The organism is Chitiniphilus purpureus, from assembly GCF_025642115.1.
GTDB classification, from domain to species: Bacteria; Pseudomonadota; Gammaproteobacteria; order Burkholderiales; family Chitinibacteraceae; genus Chitiniphilus; species Chitiniphilus purpureus.
In genome coordinates, this window is sequence record NZ_CP106753.1 from 679,717 (window position 1) to 696,944 (window position 17,228).

Annotated in this window: 15 protein-coding genes; 8 read left to right on the plus strand and 7 right to left on the minus strand. The window is 66.9% G+C overall.

Annotation, left to right across the window (positions count from 1 at the left end; translation table 11 throughout):
* The first annotated feature begins 190 nt into the window (after positions 1-190).
* The 5 genes from ftsY to N8I74_RS03110 all read left to right on the plus strand — a co-directional run bounded on the left by ftsY (position 191) and on the right by N8I74_RS03110 (position 4,905).
* Positions 191-1,255 carry a signal recognition particle-docking protein FtsY gene (gene ftsY, locus N8I74_RS03090; protein WP_263125458.1) on the plus strand — a complete coding sequence of 355 codons (1,065 nt, stop codon included), beginning with the start codon at positions 191-193 and terminating at the stop codon, positions 1,253-1,255.
* Between the two features lie 114 nt (positions 1,256-1,369).
* On the plus strand, positions 1,370-2,023 hold the full coding sequence (gene ftsE, locus N8I74_RS03095) for a cell division ATP-binding protein FtsE (RefSeq protein ID WP_263125459.1): 654 nt from the start codon (positions 1,370-1,372) through the stop codon (positions 2,021-2,023).
* 7 nt (positions 2,024-2,030) lie between these two features.
* The gene (gene ftsX, locus N8I74_RS03100) at positions 2,031-2,936 is read left to right on the plus strand and encodes a permease-like cell division protein FtsX (RefSeq protein WP_263125460.1); all 906 of its coding nucleotides are present in this window, start codon (positions 2,031-2,033) and stop codon (positions 2,934-2,936) included.
* Between the two features lie 598 nt (positions 2,937-3,534).
* Positions 3,535-4,386, plus strand: coding sequence for an RNA polymerase sigma factor RpoH (rpoH, locus tag N8I74_RS03105; RefSeq protein ID WP_263125461.1), 852 nt, complete (start codon positions 3,535-3,537; stop codon positions 4,384-4,386).
* A 225-nt stretch (positions 4,387-4,611) separates the two neighbouring features.
* Positions 4,612-4,905, plus strand: coding sequence for a hypothetical protein (locus N8I74_RS03110; protein WP_263125462.1), 294 nt, complete (start codon positions 4,612-4,614; stop codon positions 4,903-4,905).
* Positions 4,906-5,006: 101 nt separating this feature from the next.
* Here the strand turns inward: N8I74_RS03110 and N8I74_RS03115 are convergent, their stop codons facing one another.
* The 5 genes from N8I74_RS03115 to N8I74_RS03135 form a co-directional block, all read right to left on the minus strand.
* Positions 5,007-6,140: a M14 family metallopeptidase gene (locus N8I74_RS03115; protein WP_263125463.1), complete on the minus strand. Its 1,134-nt coding sequence runs from the start codon at positions 6,138-6,140 to the stop codon at positions 5,007-5,009.
* A 67-nt stretch (positions 6,141-6,207) separates the two neighbouring features.
* Positions 6,208-7,632 carry an FAD-binding oxidoreductase gene (locus N8I74_RS03120; protein WP_263125464.1) on the minus strand — a complete coding sequence of 475 codons (1,425 nt, stop codon included), beginning with the start codon at positions 7,630-7,632 and terminating at the stop codon, positions 6,208-6,210.
* 84 nt (positions 7,633-7,716) lie between these two features.
* Positions 7,717-8,658 carry a homoserine kinase gene (locus N8I74_RS03125; protein WP_263125465.1) on the minus strand — a complete coding sequence of 314 codons (942 nt, stop codon included), beginning with the start codon at positions 8,656-8,658 and terminating at the stop codon, positions 7,717-7,719.
* A 118-nt stretch (positions 8,659-8,776) separates the two neighbouring features.
* Positions 8,777-9,115: a DUF2782 domain-containing protein gene (locus N8I74_RS03130; protein ID WP_263125466.1), complete on the minus strand. Its 339-nt coding sequence runs from the start codon at positions 9,113-9,115 to the stop codon at positions 8,777-8,779.
* The gene (locus tag N8I74_RS03135) at positions 9,112-9,846 is read right to left on the minus strand and encodes an LOG family protein (protein WP_263125467.1); all 735 of its coding nucleotides are present in this window, start codon (positions 9,844-9,846) and stop codon (positions 9,112-9,114) included. The genes N8I74_RS03130 and N8I74_RS03135 overlap by 4 nt, the downstream gene beginning before the upstream one ends.
* 294 nt (positions 9,847-10,140) lie before the next feature.
* Between N8I74_RS03135 and polA the strand changes: the two genes are divergently transcribed.
* The 3 genes from polA (at position 10,141) to N8I74_RS03150 (ending at position 14,508) form a co-directional block, all read left to right on the plus strand.
* Positions 10,141-12,933 (plus strand): DNA polymerase I, encoded by a 2,793-nt coding sequence (gene polA, locus N8I74_RS03140; protein WP_263125468.1) that lies wholly within the window; start codon positions 10,141-10,143, stop codon positions 12,931-12,933.
* Positions 12,933-13,604 carry a uracil-DNA glycosylase family protein gene (locus N8I74_RS03145; RefSeq protein ID WP_263125469.1) on the plus strand — a complete coding sequence of 224 codons (672 nt, stop codon included), beginning with the start codon at positions 12,933-12,935 and terminating at the stop codon, positions 13,602-13,604. Before polA ends, N8I74_RS03145 begins: the two co-directional genes overlap by 1 nt.
* Positions 13,605-13,998: 394 nt before the next feature.
* On the plus strand, positions 13,999-14,508 hold the full coding sequence (locus N8I74_RS03150) for a MarR family transcriptional regulator (protein WP_263125470.1): 510 nt from the start codon (positions 13,999-14,001) through the stop codon (positions 14,506-14,508).
* Here the strand turns inward: N8I74_RS03150 and N8I74_RS03155 are convergent, their stop codons facing one another.
* Together N8I74_RS03155 and N8I74_RS03160 are read right to left on the minus strand one after the other, a co-directional pair.
* Positions 14,509-15,597, minus strand: coding sequence for a tetratricopeptide repeat protein (locus N8I74_RS03155; RefSeq protein WP_263125471.1), 1,089 nt, complete (start codon positions 15,595-15,597; stop codon positions 14,509-14,511).
* Positions 15,594-17,219, minus strand: coding sequence for a tetratricopeptide repeat-containing diguanylate cyclase (locus N8I74_RS03160; RefSeq protein ID WP_263125472.1), 1,626 nt, complete (start codon positions 17,217-17,219; stop codon positions 15,594-15,596). Before N8I74_RS03160 ends, N8I74_RS03155 begins: the two co-directional genes overlap by 4 nt.
* Between the last annotated feature and the right edge of the window lie 9 nt (positions 17,220-17,228).

Genomic DNA, 17,228 nt, shown 5'->3' on the forward strand with positions numbered 1-17,228 from the left:
GCTATTTCGGTGGCGGCGCGTGCGGGCAGGCACAGCGCAAGCAGCAGGCCTGCACAGCCGCAGGCGAGCGATAGGCGGAACGGAAAGGACATCGGGGCAGGTGGGCGGTGGGGGCAACGAAGGTTAGAATTCTAACAACTTGCCGGGGCACTCCCGCTACTCCAAGCGCTGAAAGGAAAGATATCCAGATATGTTCAGTTTTTTTAAACAAAAACCGGCCAAGCCCGAAGCCGTCGCAGCCCCCGATGCGCAGAGGGCCGAACAGCCGGATGCGCCCGGGCAACCGGCGGCCGAGCCCGTTGTGTCGCAGGATGTCGCCACGGTGGCCCAGCCGCAGGACAAGCCCAAGCTGTCCTGGGCCGAGCGGCTCAAGGCGGGCCTGGCCAAGACGCGTGACGCGTTGGGCAAGAACCTGGCCGGGCTGTTCGGCGGCGGGCAGATCGACGAGGCGCTGTACGAGGAGCTGGAAACGGTGCTGATCACCGCCGACATGGGCATGGATGCGACCACGCATCTGCTCAAGGCGGTGCGTGACCGCGTCTCGCTCAGGGGGCTCAAGGATGCCACCCAGCTCAAGTCCGCGCTCAAGGAATCGCTGGTCGAGCTGATCGCGCCACTGGAGGCGCCGCTCGAACTGGGCGGCGCGCGGCCGTTCATCCTGATGGTGGCCGGCGTCAACGGTGCCGGCAAGACCACCAGCATCGGCAAGCTGGCCAAGTATTTCCAGAGCCAGGGCAAGTCGGTGCTGCTGGCGGCGGGCGACACCTTCCGCGCCGCAGCGCGCGAGCAACTGGTGGTCTGGGGCGAGCGCAATGGCGTGCAGGTGATCGCGCAGGAGTCGGGCGATGCCGCTGCCGTGGCGTTCGATGCGGTCAATGCCGCCAAGGCGCGCGGGGTGGACGTGATCATCGTCGACACCGCGGGTCGCCTGCCGACCCAGCTGCACCTGATGGAGGAGATCAAGAAGGTGAAGCGGGTGGTGCAGAAGGCCGACGCCGACGGCCCCCACGAAGTGCTGCTGGTGCTCGATGCCAACAACGGCCAGAACGCGCTCAATCAGGTGAAGGCGTTCGACGATGCGCTGGGGCTGACCGGGCTGGTGCTGACCAAGCTGGATGGCACTGCCAAGGGCGGCGTGATCGCGGCGATTGCCAAGCAACGCCCGGTGCCGGTGCGCTTCGTGGGCGTCGGCGAGGGCATCGACGACCTGCGCCCGTTCCGCGCGCAGGATTATGTCGAGGCGCTGTTCGAATGAGCGCGGGCGCCTTGCCCCGCGGCTTTCATCCGCATCTGCGCCGATGGCAAGATGGGCGCGCCGTGACCGGCCGCTAGCCGGACTCCGGGCAGGTCTTTCCAGGAAAGCGAGCGCATGATCCAGTTCCAGCAAGTCAGCAAGCGGTATCCCGGTGGTTTCGATGCCGTGAAGAACCTCAGCTTCGAAATCGGCGACGGCGAGCTGGTGTTTCTCGCCGGCCATTCGGGTGCGGGCAAGTCCACGTTGCTCAAGCTCATCGCCGGCATCGAAAAGCCCACCGCCGGCGCCGTGCTGGTCAAGGGCCAGAACGTGGCACGCCTGGGCCGCGCCGCGCTGCCGTATGTGCGCCGGCATATCGGCCTGATCTTCCAGGACCACAAGATCCTCTACGACCGCAGCGTGTTCGACAATGTGCGGCTGCCGCTCGATATCATCGGTTTCAGCGGCCCGGAGGTGAAGCGCCGCGTGCTCGCGGCGCTGGACAAGGTAGGGCTTGGCGGCAAGGACGCGCTCAATCCGGTGGCGCTCTCCGGCGGCGAGCAGCAACGGCTGTGCATTGCCCGTGCCGTGGTGCACCGACCGGCAATCCTGCTGGCCGACGAACCCACCGCCAACCTGGACCGCGACTACGCGCACGACATCCTGGAACTCTTCAAATCCTTCCATCAGGTGGGGGTGACGCTGGTGATCGCGGCGCACGACGAATCGCTGATGGCCGACTACGGCCGACGCATCCTGCGGCTGAAAAGCGGCCAGTTCACCGCGTGAGGACCAAATGAGACATTGGCTGCGTCTGAACCTGCTGGCCCTGGGCTACACGCTGCGCGGATTGGTGCGCCATCCGGGGAGCAGCATGCTCAACCTGCTGGTCGTCGGCGTCACGGCGGCGTTTCCGTATGGCCTGTATCTGCTGCTGGCCAGTCTGGGATCGGTGGCCGGTCACATGGCGGTCGAACCGCAGCTGTCGATCTTCCTGCGCGCCGGCGCCAGCACCGCGCAGGTCGGTGAGGTGAAGGAACTGCTCGCCGCCGATGCGCGGGTGGCCCATGTGCGCTTCGTGCCGCGTGACGAGGCGCTGCGCGAGCTGCAGGCACGCACCGGCAGCAGTGATCTGCTGGCCGGCCTGACCGAAAACCCGTTGCCCGACGCGTTCTTCGCCACCGCGCGCCTCGATGCCGACGCGGCCGGACTGGCTGCGCTGCAGACGCTGCTGGCGCGCCAGCCTGCGGTCGAGGAGGTGCAGCTCGACTCGGCCTGGGCACAGCGGCTGGAGCGCCTGCTCGGCGTCGGGCGCGTGGCGCTGCAGGTCTTGGCGCTGCTGCTGGCGGTGGCGCTGGCGCTGATTGCCGGCAACGCGATCAGGATGCAGATCCTGACCCGGCGCGACGAGATCGAGGTCGCCAAGCTGATCGGGGCGACCGATGCCTTCATCCGCCGCCCGTTCATGTACACCGCCGCGCTGCAGGGCCTGCTGGGCGGTGCGCTGGCCTGCGCCATCGTCGGCGTCGCGCTCGATGCGCTCAATCCGGCGGTGGGCGAACTGGCCGCCGCCTATGGCCAGCGCTTTGCGCTGCAGTTGCCCAGGCTGATCGATGCCGCCGTGGTATGCGGCACCACCGTGCTGCTCAGCCTGACCGGCGCATGGCTTGCGGTGTGGCGCCATCTGCGGCGCTTCCATTGAGCGCGGCGAGCAGGCCCTTCTGACGGGCCTTGCCCACGTGCCGTGGGTCTGTACGGTGTGTGACCGAAGGAATGCCGGCTCATCGCCGTTCAGTATGCTTCGCGCTGCCTGCCCGGACCGCTGCGCCGGTTTTTAACCATGCCAAGGCGCCGACCCAGCCAGTGGCGTGCGCAACGCCCAAAGGCGAGGCAGGCCGACGCGATCGTCATTGGCTGTCCCCATTGCCGGTGCGGACGGCGCCGGCCGTGTATGCGGCAGGTGGAGGGCACGTCGATGGCGTGCCGCACACTGGGTGTTGCAACGGCCCGGATCGCTCCCCGCCTGTGCCGGATATCGGGCCATTCCACCCCGGCCGGGCTGGATGTGTGCCTGATTGGATGAGCAGGGGCAGTGCGCGATTGGCGGCACCTATCGCGCCAATAATAATTTTTGCCGTGCGCCGTCATACCGGATCATGCTTGAATCGGTCTGGAGACTTGCGTGCTGCGCAAGTCACAGCTGGACGGTCGCCTGAACTTTCCCGGCGGTTAGCACTCTCATGGGTCGAGTGCTAAGATACGGGCCGGGGCAACCTCCGGCTTTGTCATAGGAGATACGCATGAGCCACAGTCTCACCCTTCCCGTGCTCTCTGGCGGCGACAGCATCGAGTCGTACATTCAGCGCGTCAATGCCATTCCGTTGCTCACGGCCGAAGAGGAGACCGACCTGGCCACCCGCCTGCGCCGCGACAACGACCTGGAAGCTGCCGGCAGGCTGGTCATGTCCCACCTGCGGGTCGTGGTGTCGATCGCGCGTGGCTACGCCGGCTATGGGCTGCCGCAGGCCGACCTGATCCAGGAAGGCAATATCGGGCTGATGAAGGCGGTCAAGCGCTTTGAACCCGCGCGCGGTGTGCGACTGTTCTCGTTCGCCGTGCATTGGATCAAGGCGGAGATCCACGAATACATCCTGCGCAACTGGCGCCTGGTGCGCGTCGCCACCACCAAGGCGCAGCGCAAGCTCTTTTTCAACCTGCGCTCGATGAAGAACGGCTTTGCCGCGCTGACCCACAAGCAGGCGCAGGAGATCGCCGACGACCTGGGGGTGAAACCCGAGGAAGTGCTGGAAATGGATATGCGCATGACCGGCCAGGACGTGGCCCTGCTGGCCGACGAAGGCGACGAGGACGGTTTCGCCCCGATCGACTGGCTGGCCGACAGCGACAGCGAGCCGGTTGCCACCATCCAGCGCCGCGCGCATGACCGGCTGCAGTCCGAAGGCATTGCCGAGGCGCTGGATACGCTGGATGCACGCAGTCGCCGCATTGTCGAGGCACGCTGGCTGGCCGACGATGGCGAAGGCAAGACGCTGCATGATCTGGCCGCCGAATTCAACGTCTCGGCCGAGCGTATCCGGCAGATCGAATCGAAGGCGCTGCAGAAGATGAAGCAGGCGTTGGTGCCGGTCTGATCGTCCACCTGCTTGCATTGCCGCTGCGGCCCGCCTCTGGCGGGCCGTTTGCTTTGCCGCAACCCGATGCCGTCAACCCCGGTTGCCCGGTATGGTCTGCTGCGGATCCGGCTGACGGTCGCCGTTCACCTGTAAGTTTTGACCGCTGGCACTGCCGATGGTAAAGGCGCCGGCACTTTGTTCCGATATGGGGTTCAACCCGTTGATTCGGAAAAGGAAGCCATGATGCCCATTTTCAATTTCCAACTGGTCGATGCCGTACAGGCTTATACCGGGCCGCCTTCCTCGCCATTCTCCCCGCGCCTGCAGGCTGACACGCCTGCGTCTTCGCCGGAGCAGCCGGGTGCTGTCGAAGCTCCCTGGGATGGGGTGGAGCGCCGCAACGGCCAGGACCGGCGGCAGCAGCGGCGACGTCAGGCCCAGCAGGCGATGCCGCTCGATACCCGTACCAGCCAGGATCGGCGACTGAACGGGCGCCGTGCCACGGATGTGCCGGTCTCGATTTCGTTGAAGGTCTAGCGCCTGCCGATCCAGGTGTCGTCGTGGTCTCACACTGGATTAACCCAAATGCAACCGTGAAACGTGTGTGAGCAGTGGCCGCTTGCCCTTCTCCACCCAGATCAGCGCAGTTGCCCGCAGACCGCCAGCAACGGCAGGAGTACCGAAGCGCCAAGCTGCCGGCTGCGCTCGCCGTTCCACCCTGTCGCGGGTGACGGATGCCCGGCCGTATCCTTGAACGGCATCTCGATGGTGAACGCCAGGCAATCGAAGGCGTCGCCGACCCAGTTGGTTGCCAGCGTCATCTGCTCCGGGCCGAATTCACGGTCTTGGTAGCCATGGTCGGTCTGGAAGTCCGGACTGGCGGCAAGCCAGGCGCCCTTGAACGCATCCTGCAGCCGGCACTGGCGGGTGGAGAACGACGGATTGCCTTCGCAGCCGGCGACGAAGTTGTGCGGGATGGTTTCGTCGCCATGCACGTCCAGAAATGCATCCACGCCGACCTCGCGCATCTTTTGCCGTACCAGCAGCACTTCAGGGCTGCGCGTGGCGCTGGGTGTGGCCCACTCGCGGTTGAGGTTGGCGCCGGCAGCGTTGGTGCGCAGGTTGCCGCGCACGCTGCCATCCGGGTTCATGTTCGGCACGATATGGAACACCGCGGTCTGCAGCAGCGCGCGTGTCGGCGCGTGCGCGGCGTCGAGCAATGCGTCGATCAGCCCTTCTGCAAACCATTCGGCCATGCTCTCGCCCGGATGCTGGCGGGCGATCACCCAGATATTGCGCTTGCCGGGGTCCGGCTCGCCGATGCGCAGCAGATCGAGATCGCGCCCCTCCAGCGTCTGCCCCAGGCGTATCGCGTGGCACCACGGCGCGGTGGACTGCGCGCGGGCGATCAGATCGAGGTGGCGCTCCCAGCCGTAGGGCTCGAAATAGGCGTAGTACACCGTGTCGTGATCAGGGACATGGTTGAAGTGCAGCTGGCCCGCCTCATGCTGCGTGGGGACGCAGAACCAGTGCCGCCTGTCGTACGAGGCACGCACCGCATAGCCGTCCCAGCCACCCGGATAGGCGGCTTCTCCGGCGTCGATGAGCGTGTAGGCACAGTGCACACCCTTGACGCCGCTCGCGCGAAAGTGGAACCACTGCTTGAAATGGGCGGCGTTGTCCGGCCGCAGCGCAATGCGCATGTCGGCCGGATCGTTGCACGACAGCACGGTGATGGCGCCTGAATCGAAGGCGCAGGAGAGCTGGATCATGGAAGGGGCAAGCGGATTGAAAAGCACAGCGTAGCAGCTGCCGCACCCGGCGGCCCGGCGCGTGTGGTCAGTCCGGCGCCGCGGTGCCGCCAGCGGGCGGCTCAAGGCGGATGACCTTGTCCGGGTTCAGCCGTCCGGCCGGATCGAGCGCTGTCTTGATCAGGCGCATCAGCTCCAGCTCGAGCGGGCTGCGATAGTGGGCCAATTCGTCGCGCTTGAGCACGCCGATGCCATGCTCGGCCGACAGGGTGCCTTCCAGCTGCGCCACCACGCCGTAGACGAGCCGGTTGATCGCCGGTTCGTGGCAATAGACGCTGTTGGTCTGGTCGTCCAGAAACACGTTGTAGTGCAGGTTGCCATCGCCCACGTGGCCGAAGGCGACGATGTCGGCGCCGGGAAAGCCGCTCTTGACCGCCTGTTCGGCCTGTTCAAGGAACGCGGGAATGGCCGAGATCGGCACGGCGATGTCGTGTTTGATCGACACACCGCGGCGGCGCTGCGCCTCCGGGATCGATTCGCGCAGCGCCCAGAACGCCTGCGCGTCGCCGGGCGAATGCGCCACCAGCGCGTCTTCGAAACCCAGGTCGACCAGCGCCTGTGCCAGCCGTTCGAGCAGCGCGGCGTCCGCACCCGCATCCGAGATCTCCACCAGCACGCACCAGGCCGGTGGCGTGGCATGCGGCTGTGGCAGCTCGGGGCAGTACCGCGCCAGCAGTTCCCAGCAGCGGCGGGAAATCAGTTCGAACGAGGTCACCCGGTCGCCGATGGCGGCCTGCAGGCCGCGCAGCAGGGCGACTGCCGCCGCCGGGCCGGCTACGTTGACCAGCGCCGTGGCGTGTGCCGCCGGCTGGGGATAGAGCCGGAACACTGCCTGGGTGATCAGGCCCAGCGTGCCCTCGGCACCGATGAACAGATGCTTCAGGTCATAGCCGGTGTTGTCCTTGCGCAGCCCGCGCAGCCCGTTCCAGACCCGGCCGTCGGCCAGCACCACCTCCAGCCCCAGTGTCAGCTCGCGCATGTTGCCGTAGTGCAACACGTTGACGCCGCCGGCATTGGTCGCCAGTGCCCCGCCGACCTGGCTGGACGCGCTGGCTGCCCATTCAGCCGGAAACAGCCGGTTGGCGGCGCGGGCGGCCTGCTGCACCTGGGCGATGGTGGCGCCGGCTTCGGCAGTGATGGTGTCGTTGGCGGCATCGACCGCCACGATGCGGTTCATCCGCTCGAACGACACCAGCAGCTGCCTGCCCGAGGCGTCAGGGGTGGCACCGCCGCACAGGCTGGTGTTGCCCCCCTGCGGCACGATGCTGACGCCATGGGCCGCGCACAGCTTGACCAGGGCGGCCACCTCATCGGTATGACGCGGCCGGGCCACGGCCAGCGCCACACCTTGCCAGCGGCGTCGCTGGTCGAGCAGATAGCCGGCGCTCGCTTGGCCGGTCAGCACGCCACCCGCGCCGAGCAAGGCGGAAAGATCGGATAGAAAGTCGTTCAAAGCAGTGTGCCCCCGTCGGGCTCATGGGGTCGGGCGGTTCCAGGCGCTGCCGGAACAGGGTCTAAGATGGGGCGCGTAGTGCCGTTATGCAAGCCAGAAGTCGCGGCGCGCCAGGTGGTGCGACAGCACGCGCTGGAAGTGGCCCGGGTCCTTGGCAAAGGTCATCTCGCCTGCGGCCGGCTGGTGGAAATCCAGCAGGCGCGAGGTCCAGAAGCGTAGTGCCGCGGCACGCAGCATCAGTGGCCAGGCCGCAATCTCGGCGGCGGTGAACGGCCGCACCGCACCGTAGCCCACGAGCAGGGCACGGGCGCGCGCCGTGTCGATGTCGCCGTCGACGGTGACGCACCAGTCATTGAGCGTGATCGCGACGTCGTAGAGCAAGGCGTCATTGCAGGCGTAGTAAAAATCGATGAAGCCGCCCACCTGCTCGCCGTCCATCAGCACGTTGTCGCGGAACAGGTCGGCGTGCACCACCCCCTGCGGCAGGGCGGTGAAGTCGGCGGCGGCCTGCGCCGCCAGTTCGCGCCGCAACAGCGCGGCGTCGGCAGGCGCCATCCGCTCATAGACCGCAGTGGCCGCCGCCTGCCACCAGGCAAGGCCACGCGGGTTGGCCATACGGCCGTGGTAGTGCGCGGCGGCGCGATGCATCTGCGCCAGCATTTCGCCCACCTGCGCGCATTGCACCGGTGTCGGCGTGTCGATCACGCGCCCGGGCATGCAGGTGACCAGCAGCGTCGGGCGGCCGTTCAGCGTGTCGATGTAGTCGTCGTCCAGATTGGCGATCGGCGAGGCGACCGCGATCCCATGCTGCGCCAGGTGCGCCATCAGGTTCACGTAGAACGGCAGCTCCTCGGCCTTCAGCGTTTCGAACAACGTCAGCACATAACGGCCGTGCGAGGTGGTGACGAAGTAGTTGGTGTTGGTGACCCCGGCGGCGATTCCCTGCAGATCGACCAGCTGGCCGATGGCGTAGCGTTTGAGGAAGGGCTGCAGATCTTCGGCGGTGACGGTGGTGAAGACGGACATGGGACGCTCGGTCGGGGCTGGGGCCGTACAAAGCCCGCAGTTTACGCAAGCCGACGCCGGATGACGACAGGTTGCGTCCCCGGCCTGCCACCGGCCCCGAGCAGCGCCGTCACCTGGATTACCAGCTGAACAACACCCAGCGCGGTACCGCCAGATCGGGGCCGCCGGTGTCGTCGCGCTCGAAGCGTCCGTTGCCTTCGCGGTCGATCAGATAGTAGGCGGGGCCGATCCTGGGCATGACCTTCATCATGTAGAGCTTGCCGTGGATGCGGTACTCGGCCACCGTGGCGTCGCCCTTCTCGACGATCCGTACTTCCGGTTCCTCGGCCGCCACGCCTTCGCTGTCTTCGGCGGGCAGCGGCGGCGGCACGTCGTCCGCCAGGGTGAAAGGGGCGATGACAGCGGCGATGAGCGCGATCTGGCAGACGGCAAGGCGCATGGCGTACGGGGTCCTCATAGGCTGAACTGCATTTCGCGCTCGGCCGGGCTCATCTCGAAGCCGCGCGTCTCGTAGAACTTGAAGATGGCCTCGACCACCGCCGCCGGTTCGTCGATCAGCTGCATCAGGTCCATGTCGCCCTCGCTGATCATCCCATCGCCGACCAATTGCTGGCCGAACCAGTCGATCAGCCCTGACCAGAAGGCGCTGCCGACCAGGATCACCGGAATGCGCCGGGTCTTGCCCGTCTGGATCAGCGTGAGCGCCTCGGACAGCTCGTCCAGCGTGCCAAAGCCGCCGGGCATCACCACATAGGCGGTGGCGTGCTTGACGAACATCACCTTGCGCGCGAAGAAGTGGCGGAAGGTCTGGCTCACGTCCTGATAGGGATTGCCGCTTTGCTCGAATGGCAACTGGATGTTGAGGCCCACCGACGGGCTCCTGCCGTGATAGGCGCCCTTGTTGGCCGCTTCCATCAGGCCAGGGCCGCCGCCCGAGATCACCGAGAAACCGGCGTCGGACAACAGGCGGGCGATCTCCTCGGTCAGCTTATAATAGCCATGGTCGCGCGCGACCCGGGCCGAGCCGAAGATCGACACCGCAGGCTGGATCGGCCGCAACCGCTCGGCCGCCTCGACGAATTCCGACATGATCTCGAACACCCGCCATGCTTCGCGGGCGCGGTAGTCGTGCTTGTCGGCATGGATCGCCGGATCGGTGAATTGCGGGAGTTTGTCCTTGAGTGCCATGGCGGGCTTCCTGTTTTCTTACAACGAGTATAGCAGGCGGTAAGAACCTGTTTACGACCTTTTCACGCTGGCGCCGCAACAGGGCCGGGCACCAGGCGCAAGGCATCGGCCGGGGCGGGGATGGCGGGCCAGGCATGCGCTGCGGTGCATCGCCTTTTTCCACCCCGGCCCACAGCTGCCGGTACAGTGTCGGCTGATCGCACCATGTACGCCGCGGTGCGCCTTGTCCCCGGCGCCACCGCGAAAAGATCGTAAACCGGGTCCCAGACCGTCTTTGCTTACAGGTTCCAACGCATGCCCACGCTGCTTCTGATCGACGGTTCGTCCTACCTCTACCGCGCCTTCCATGCCATCCGAGAGCTGTCCGCGCCGGATGGCACGCCCACCAACGCGCTGTACGGTTTCATCAATATGCTCAAGCGCTTGCGCAAGGTGACGCCGGCCGACTACGTGGCCTGCGTGTTCGATGCCAAGGGCAAGACCTTCCGCGACGACCTCTATCCCGACTACAAGGCCAATCGCCCGCCGATGCCCGACGAGCTGCGGGTGCAGGTCGAACCCATCCATGCCGCGGTGAAGGCGTTCGGCATCCCGCTGCTGTGCGTGGACGGGGTGGAGGCCGATGACGTGATCGGCACATTGGCATGCGAAGCGGCGCGCCAGGGGATGGAAACCATCATCTCCACCGGGGACAAGGACATGGCCCAGCTGGTCGACGGCCATGTGCGCATCGAGAATTCGATGACCGAGGAAGTGCTGGACGAGGCCGGTGTGTTTGCCAAGTTCGGCGTGCATCCGGCGCAGATCGTCGACTATCTCGCCCTGGTGGGCGATGCCGTGGACAACGTGCCCGGCGTGCCCAAGTGTGGGCCCAAGACCGCGGCCAAGTGGCTGGCCGAATACGGCTCGCTGGACAACTTGGTCGCCCATGCCGGCCAGATCAAGGGCGTGGTCGGCGACAACCTGCGCGATACGCTTGCATGGCTGCCGATGGCGCGGCAGCTGGTCACGATCCGCAGTGACCTGGACCTGAGCGCCGACCTGCCGCAGGGCCTTGCCGACCTGCAACCGCGCGCCGAGGACTGGACCACGCTGCTGGCGTTGTTCCGCCGCTACCACTTCCGCACCTGGACCAAGGAGGCCGAGACACAGCTGGGGGCCGCCACGTCGGATGGGAGTGAGCCCGCCGAGGCCGCCCGGACGGCCGACGCGACGGTGCAGGCGGATGCCGCGCCCGCGGTCGGTGCCGCCACCATCGGGATCGAGGCACCTGCCGAGGTCGAGCGCCACTACGAGCCCATCCTGACCCAGCCGCAGCTGGATGACTGGCTGCGCCGCATCCTGGCCGCACCCGTTGTCTCGCTCGATACCGAGACCACCAGCCTTGATCCGATGCAGGCGCGCATCGTGGGTCTCTCATTCGCGCTCGAGGCGGGCCGTGCCGCCTATCTGCCGCTGGGGCACCGCGGCACCAATGCGCCCGACCAGCTCGATTTCGATGCCACGCTGGCGCAGCTCAAGCCCTGGCTGGAGTCGCGCGAGCACCGCAAGCTGGGGCAGAACCTCAAGTACGACCAGCATGTGTTCCTCAACCACGGCATCACACTGGCCGGCATCGTCGACGACACCTTGCTGATGAGCTATGTCCTTGCCAGCCACGAGCGCCACAACATGGACGATCAGGCGGCGCGTGAGCTGGGCGAGACCACGATCAAGTATGAGGACGTGTGCGGCAAGGGGGCCAAGCAGATCGGGTTTGACGAGGTGGCGATCGAAGCGGCGACCGCCTACGCCGCCGAGGATGCCGACATCGTGCTGCGCTTGGCCGGCGTGCTCGTCCCGCGGCTGGCCGCCGAGCCGCGGCTGATGTCGCTGTACCGCGATATCGAGCTGCCGGTGCGCGAAGTGCTGTTCCGGATGGAGCGTACCGGCGTGCTGATCGACGCGAAGAAGCTGGCGCAGCAAAGCCACGAGATCGGCCACAAGCTGATCACGCTGGAGCAGGAGGCCTATACGCTGGCGGGCCAGCCGTTCAACCTGGGCTCGCCCAAGCAGATCGGCGAGATCTTCTTCGAGCGGCTGCAACTGCCGGTGGTGAAGAAGACGCCCAAGGGCGCACCGTCGACCGACGAGGATGTGCTGCTGGAGCTGGCCAAGGATTTCCCGCTGCCCAAGGTGCTGCTGGAGCACCGCTCCCTCTCCAAGCTCAAGTCCACCTATACCGACAAGCTCTCGCAGATGGTCAACCCGGCCACCGGGCGGGTGCATACCAGCTTCAACCAGACCGTGGCGGTCACCGGCCGGCTCTCGTCCACCGATCCCAACCTGCAGAACATCCCGATCCGCACCGCCGAAGGGCGCCGTATCCGCGAAGCCTTCATCGCGCCGGCGGGCAGCCGCATCGTTTCGGCCGACTATTCGCAGATCGAGCTGCGCATCATGGCGCACCTGTCGGGCGACACGGCGCTGCTCAACGCGTTTGCCGAAGGCGTCGACATCCACCGTGCCACGGCGGCCGAAGTGTTCGGGGTGCCGGTGGACGAAGTGACCAGCGAGCAGCGCCGCTACGCCAAGACCATCAATTTCGGACTGATCTATGGTATGAGCGCGTTCGGCCTTGCAAGCCAGCTCGAAATCGAGCGCAGTGCAGCGCAAAGCTACATCCAGCGCTATTTCGGCCGCTTTCCGGGCGTGGCCGAATACATGGAGCGTACCCGGCAGGAGGCACGCGAGCGCGGCTATGTCGAGACCGTGTTCGGGCGGCGGCTGTGGCTGCCCGAGATCAAGTCGGCCAATGCCGGGCGCCGCGCCGGCGCCGAGCGCGCCGCGATCAACGCACCGATGCAGGGCACCGCCGCGGATCTGATCAAGCTGGCGATGATCGCCGTCGATCGCTGGCTAGCCGAGGGTGGGCTGGCCACGCGCCTGATCCTGCAGGTGCACGACGAACTGGTGCTGGAGGTACCGGATGCGGAGCTGGCGCAGGTGGAGGCCGAGCTGCCGCGGTTGATGGCGCAGGTGGCCGAGTTGTCGGTGCCGTTGGTGGCCGAGGTGGGCGTGGGCGCCAATTGGGAGCAGGCGCACTGATGACGGTGCCGGCCACACCGCTGGATGCGTTGCTGACCGAGATCCGTGCCTGCACCGTGTGTGCCCCGCACCTGCCGCTGGGGCCGCGTCCGGTGTTGCGGGCGGCCGCCAGTGCCCGGCTGCTGATCGTGGGGCAGGCGCCCGGCACGCGGGTGCACGCCACCGGCATTCCGTGGAACGACGCATCGGGCGACCGGCTGCGGCAATGGCTGGCGCTTGATCGTGGGACGTTCTATGACGAACGACGGATTGCCATCATCCCGATGGGGTTCTGTTATCCGGGCAAAGGCAGGGCGGGTGATCTGCCACCCCGCCCGGAATGCGCACCATTGTGGCGCGAGCGGCTGCACGCACAGTTGCCCGCCATCGGCTTGACGCTGCTGATCGGCCAGTACGCGCAGGCCTGGTACCTGGGTGCACGCCGGGCGGCCTCGCTGACCGAAACCGTGCGGCGCTGGCAGGATCATCTGCCGCACTTCTTCCCGTTGCCGCATCCCAGCCCGCGCAACCAGCTGTGGCTGCGCCGCAACCCATGGTTTGAGGCCGAGGTGCTGCCGCAACTGCGGCAGCGGTTGCGCGCGCTGGACCTGCCTGCCATCGCCGCTGCCGGCACGGGCGACGATGAGCCTTGCATGGGCGGCGGTTCGATCGGAACACCCGGCGCCGATTGAAGCGGTGACCACCGGATTGGGCAACGGGCGACCCTCGCGCTGGTTGGCGCAATGCGCCGTGCGGCACAATTTGCCCAGCCCAGCCCAGCCCAGCCCAGCCCAGCCCAGCCCAGCCCAGCCCAGCCCAGCCCAGCCCAGCCCAGCCCAGCCCAGCCCAGCCCAGCCCAGCCCAGCCCAGCCCAGCCCAGCCCAGCCCAGCCCAGCCCAGCCCAGCCCAGCCCAGCCGCAACGGGTCATCCCGCCGCTGGCATTCATATACGCCGCCGCAGTGTGGGGCAACGGCGACATCCACTCCACACGGGCCATGCCGCCGGTGCCGGGCGGCCAGGCGCGTCCTGGTCCGCCCATCCGGCGCCGGATTGCATTGATTAGTTTGGATATTTACTATTGTTTTATGAATCAAGACGCCCACACCCCGGATTGCTTCCGGTCCGTCGAGCACAAGATCGGGCTTGCCTGCGATCGATTGCCCGGCTGTTCACGCCAGCATGCGCTGCTGTCGCAACTGCTGCGGCATGTGCAGGGCCGGCTGCATGACCGCATGCACGAGGTATTGCGCGAGCACGGGCTCAACCCGGTGAGTTTCAGCGCGTTGACCATGCTGTACAGCGCGCCCGACAGCGTGCTCAATCCATCCGATCTTGCCCAGGCGACCAGCGAGTCGCGCGCCAACGTGACGCGGATCTGCGATGAACTGGTGGCGCGTGGGCTGCTGTTGCGCGCCCACAACGATGAGGACCGGCGCCGGATCGACCTGCGCCTGGCCTGCGACGGCGCGCATCTGGTCGAATCGCTGCTGCCTGTGCTGCAGGCCCGGGTGCACTCGGTATACGACGTACTGCAACCGCACGAGAAGGATCAGCTGGAAACGTTGCTCAAGCGCGTGCTGGGCGCGCTGGCATGATCACAGTCCGGCACGGCCCGCGAGCCGTTTGCGGGTACGTTCCAGCCGCAGGCGCACCGTGCCGGTGCGCAGCCGCTCGGCCACCTGCCGGTTGATCTGCAGTGACGGACGTTCAGGCTCGTCACCCGCTTCCAGCGCATGCATGCGCTTGTAGTGCTGCAATGCGGCGCGGTGATCGCCCTGCCGCACCGCAAGGTCGGCGCGCAGTTCGGCGCTCTGCCGCATCAACGCGGTCAGCTTGGCCTGCTCGGCAAGCTCGCTGGCGTTGGCAAGACAGGCCTCGGCGCGTGCCAGCTCGCCCAGCCGGGCGTGGGTACGCCCCAAGGCCAGCATCACGTGGCTCTTGCCCCACAGGTTCTGGTTCTGCTGGTGGATGGCGAAGGCAGCGTCGAGCTTGAGCCGCGCCTGTTCGTACTCGCCGCGGCCGAAATGGATCAGCCCCAGATACGACTCCACCTCCGCTTCCCAGACATGGTTGGTGAAGACGCCACTGTGCAGCAGCGCATCCGCCTCGCTCAGCGCGGTCAGCGCGCGTTCGTAGCGCTGCAGCCGGTAGGCGTCGCCGGCGATATTGATCAGCACTTCGCAGACCGGCTTGGGCGCATTGAGCCGGCGTGCCAGCTGCAGCGCCAATTCGTGGTAGCGCAGCGCGCTGGAGAAGTCCTCCAATGCGTAGTACATCTTGCCCACGCCCAGGTAGATGCGGGTACCGCTGTTCAGATCCTGGGTTTCGCGTACGTGCTCCAGGCTGTCCAGCCAGGTGGCGAGCGCCCGCGGGTACTCGCCGGCGGCGTAGTAGGAGTGCCCCAGCTCGATCCGCGCATCGGCGAGCGCGTAGGCGTCGCCGGCCTGGTTCCACAGCGGAATCGCGGCGCGGAATGCGCCCTGCGCCTCACCCAGCGCACCCACGTGTTGATGGGCGTGCCCCAGCGTGACCAGCGCACAGGCGGTGGTGGCCGGGTCGCCATAGCGGCGCGCGCGCGCCAGCCAGTCCGCGGCGATGACCGGGGACTCGGGCGAGCCATTGGCAGCTGCCACGGCACGCTCCAGCAGATCCGTACGGAATTGCTCCAGCGAGACGCGTTTCATGGGGCGGGCTCCACGGCCACGCGATCGCGCCCGCTGCGCTTGGCAAGGTACAGCGCGAGATCGGCGCGCGAGAGCAGGATTTCGGTGTTGTCGCCCGGGTGGAACTGCGCACAGCCCACGCTGATGGTCACGACCAGTCCGGGTGCCAGAAGCTCCCAGTCGAACGCGGCCACCCTGAGGCGCAGCGCTTCGGCGGTGTCCACCGCCTGCTGCTGGTCGGCGTGGGGCAGCACCAGTGCGAATTCCTCGCCGCCGTAGCGCAGCAGCAGGTCCTCCGGTGTCAGCGTCTGGCTGAACAGGCGCGCAGCCTCGCGCAGCACCGCATCCCCGATCGCATGTGAGAACTCGTCGTTCACCTGCTTGAAATGGTCGAAATCGATCAGCAGCATCGACAGCGGCGTATGCGTCTGCTCGGCTGCGCTCAGCAGGTCGGGCAGATAGTCGGTCAACGCGCGGCGGTTGTGCACGCCGGTCAATGCATCGCGGTAGGCAGCCTGCTCCAGTTGCAGCATCCGCTCGCGTCCGGCGTCGCTTTCCTGCCGCAGCTGCGACAGCTCGATCTCGGAGGTGAGCAGCTTCAGCCGCATTTCGATGGCCGCCAGTCGGCGATTGGAGACCCCGCCGCGGCGATCCCGGCCATTGGCGCGCTGATAGTGGGTGTGGTACTCCAGGTAGTGCGCGGTGGCATGCGTCATGTCGCCACGCACTTCGTAAAGCTGCGACAGCGCAAAATGGATATCGCTGTTCAACCGCGGGGTGGAGAGCGTATCGGCGAGCATGGCGGCGCGCAGCAGATCCCGTTCGGCGGTGGCGCTGTCGCCCTGGCGCTCGGCCAGCTGTCCCAGCGCCAGCAGTGCCTGGGCTTGACCGGCGCTGTTGCAGGTGTCCATGTGCAGCGCCAGCGCGGTGCGGAAATGCGCCTCGGCCAATCCGAGGTCGCCGCTTGCCATCGACAGCGTACCCAGGTGATGCTGGATCTGGCCCTGCCAGGCCATATGGTGCGGCAGCTGCAAGCGCTCCTCGGCCACGCGCAGCGCAGCACGCGCCATCAGCGGCCGGTTCATTCCGATCAACGTGCCGGCCAGCCCCACGTGCGCCCGGACACACAATTCGTCGTCCTGGGCCAGTTCGCAGGCCAGGTCGTAGTATTGGAATGCGTTGTCGGCATCGCGGTACTTCAGGTAGACCTCGCCGATGTGCACACAGGCTTCGGCGCTCAGATCCAGCGCCTCGGCGGGCAGATCGCTGTCCATCACGCGCGACCATTGCGCCAGCGCCGCGCCGGCGTCGTCGACCGCGATATGGCAGCGGCCCAGCACCAGGTGGACGCTGGCGCCGGTGACGGCATCGGCGTGGCAGCGCAGTGCCTTGTTCAATACCGGTATGGCCGCGCCGGGCTGACCGAGCGCCAGCAGTGCCCGACCATGGAACAACAGCGCGCGTGCCTGTTCGGATTCGGCCTTGTTCCGCCCGGCCGCACCCAAGGCCCGGCCCGCCAGCATCGCGCTGCGGGCATAGTCGCCGATCGCAAATGCGGCATCGGCGTCCTCCAGCAATGGGCCGGCTTCCTGATCCGGCGGGGGAGACGGGATCGGGGGTGGATCTACGGCGCGGGTCGCCATGCTATTCCT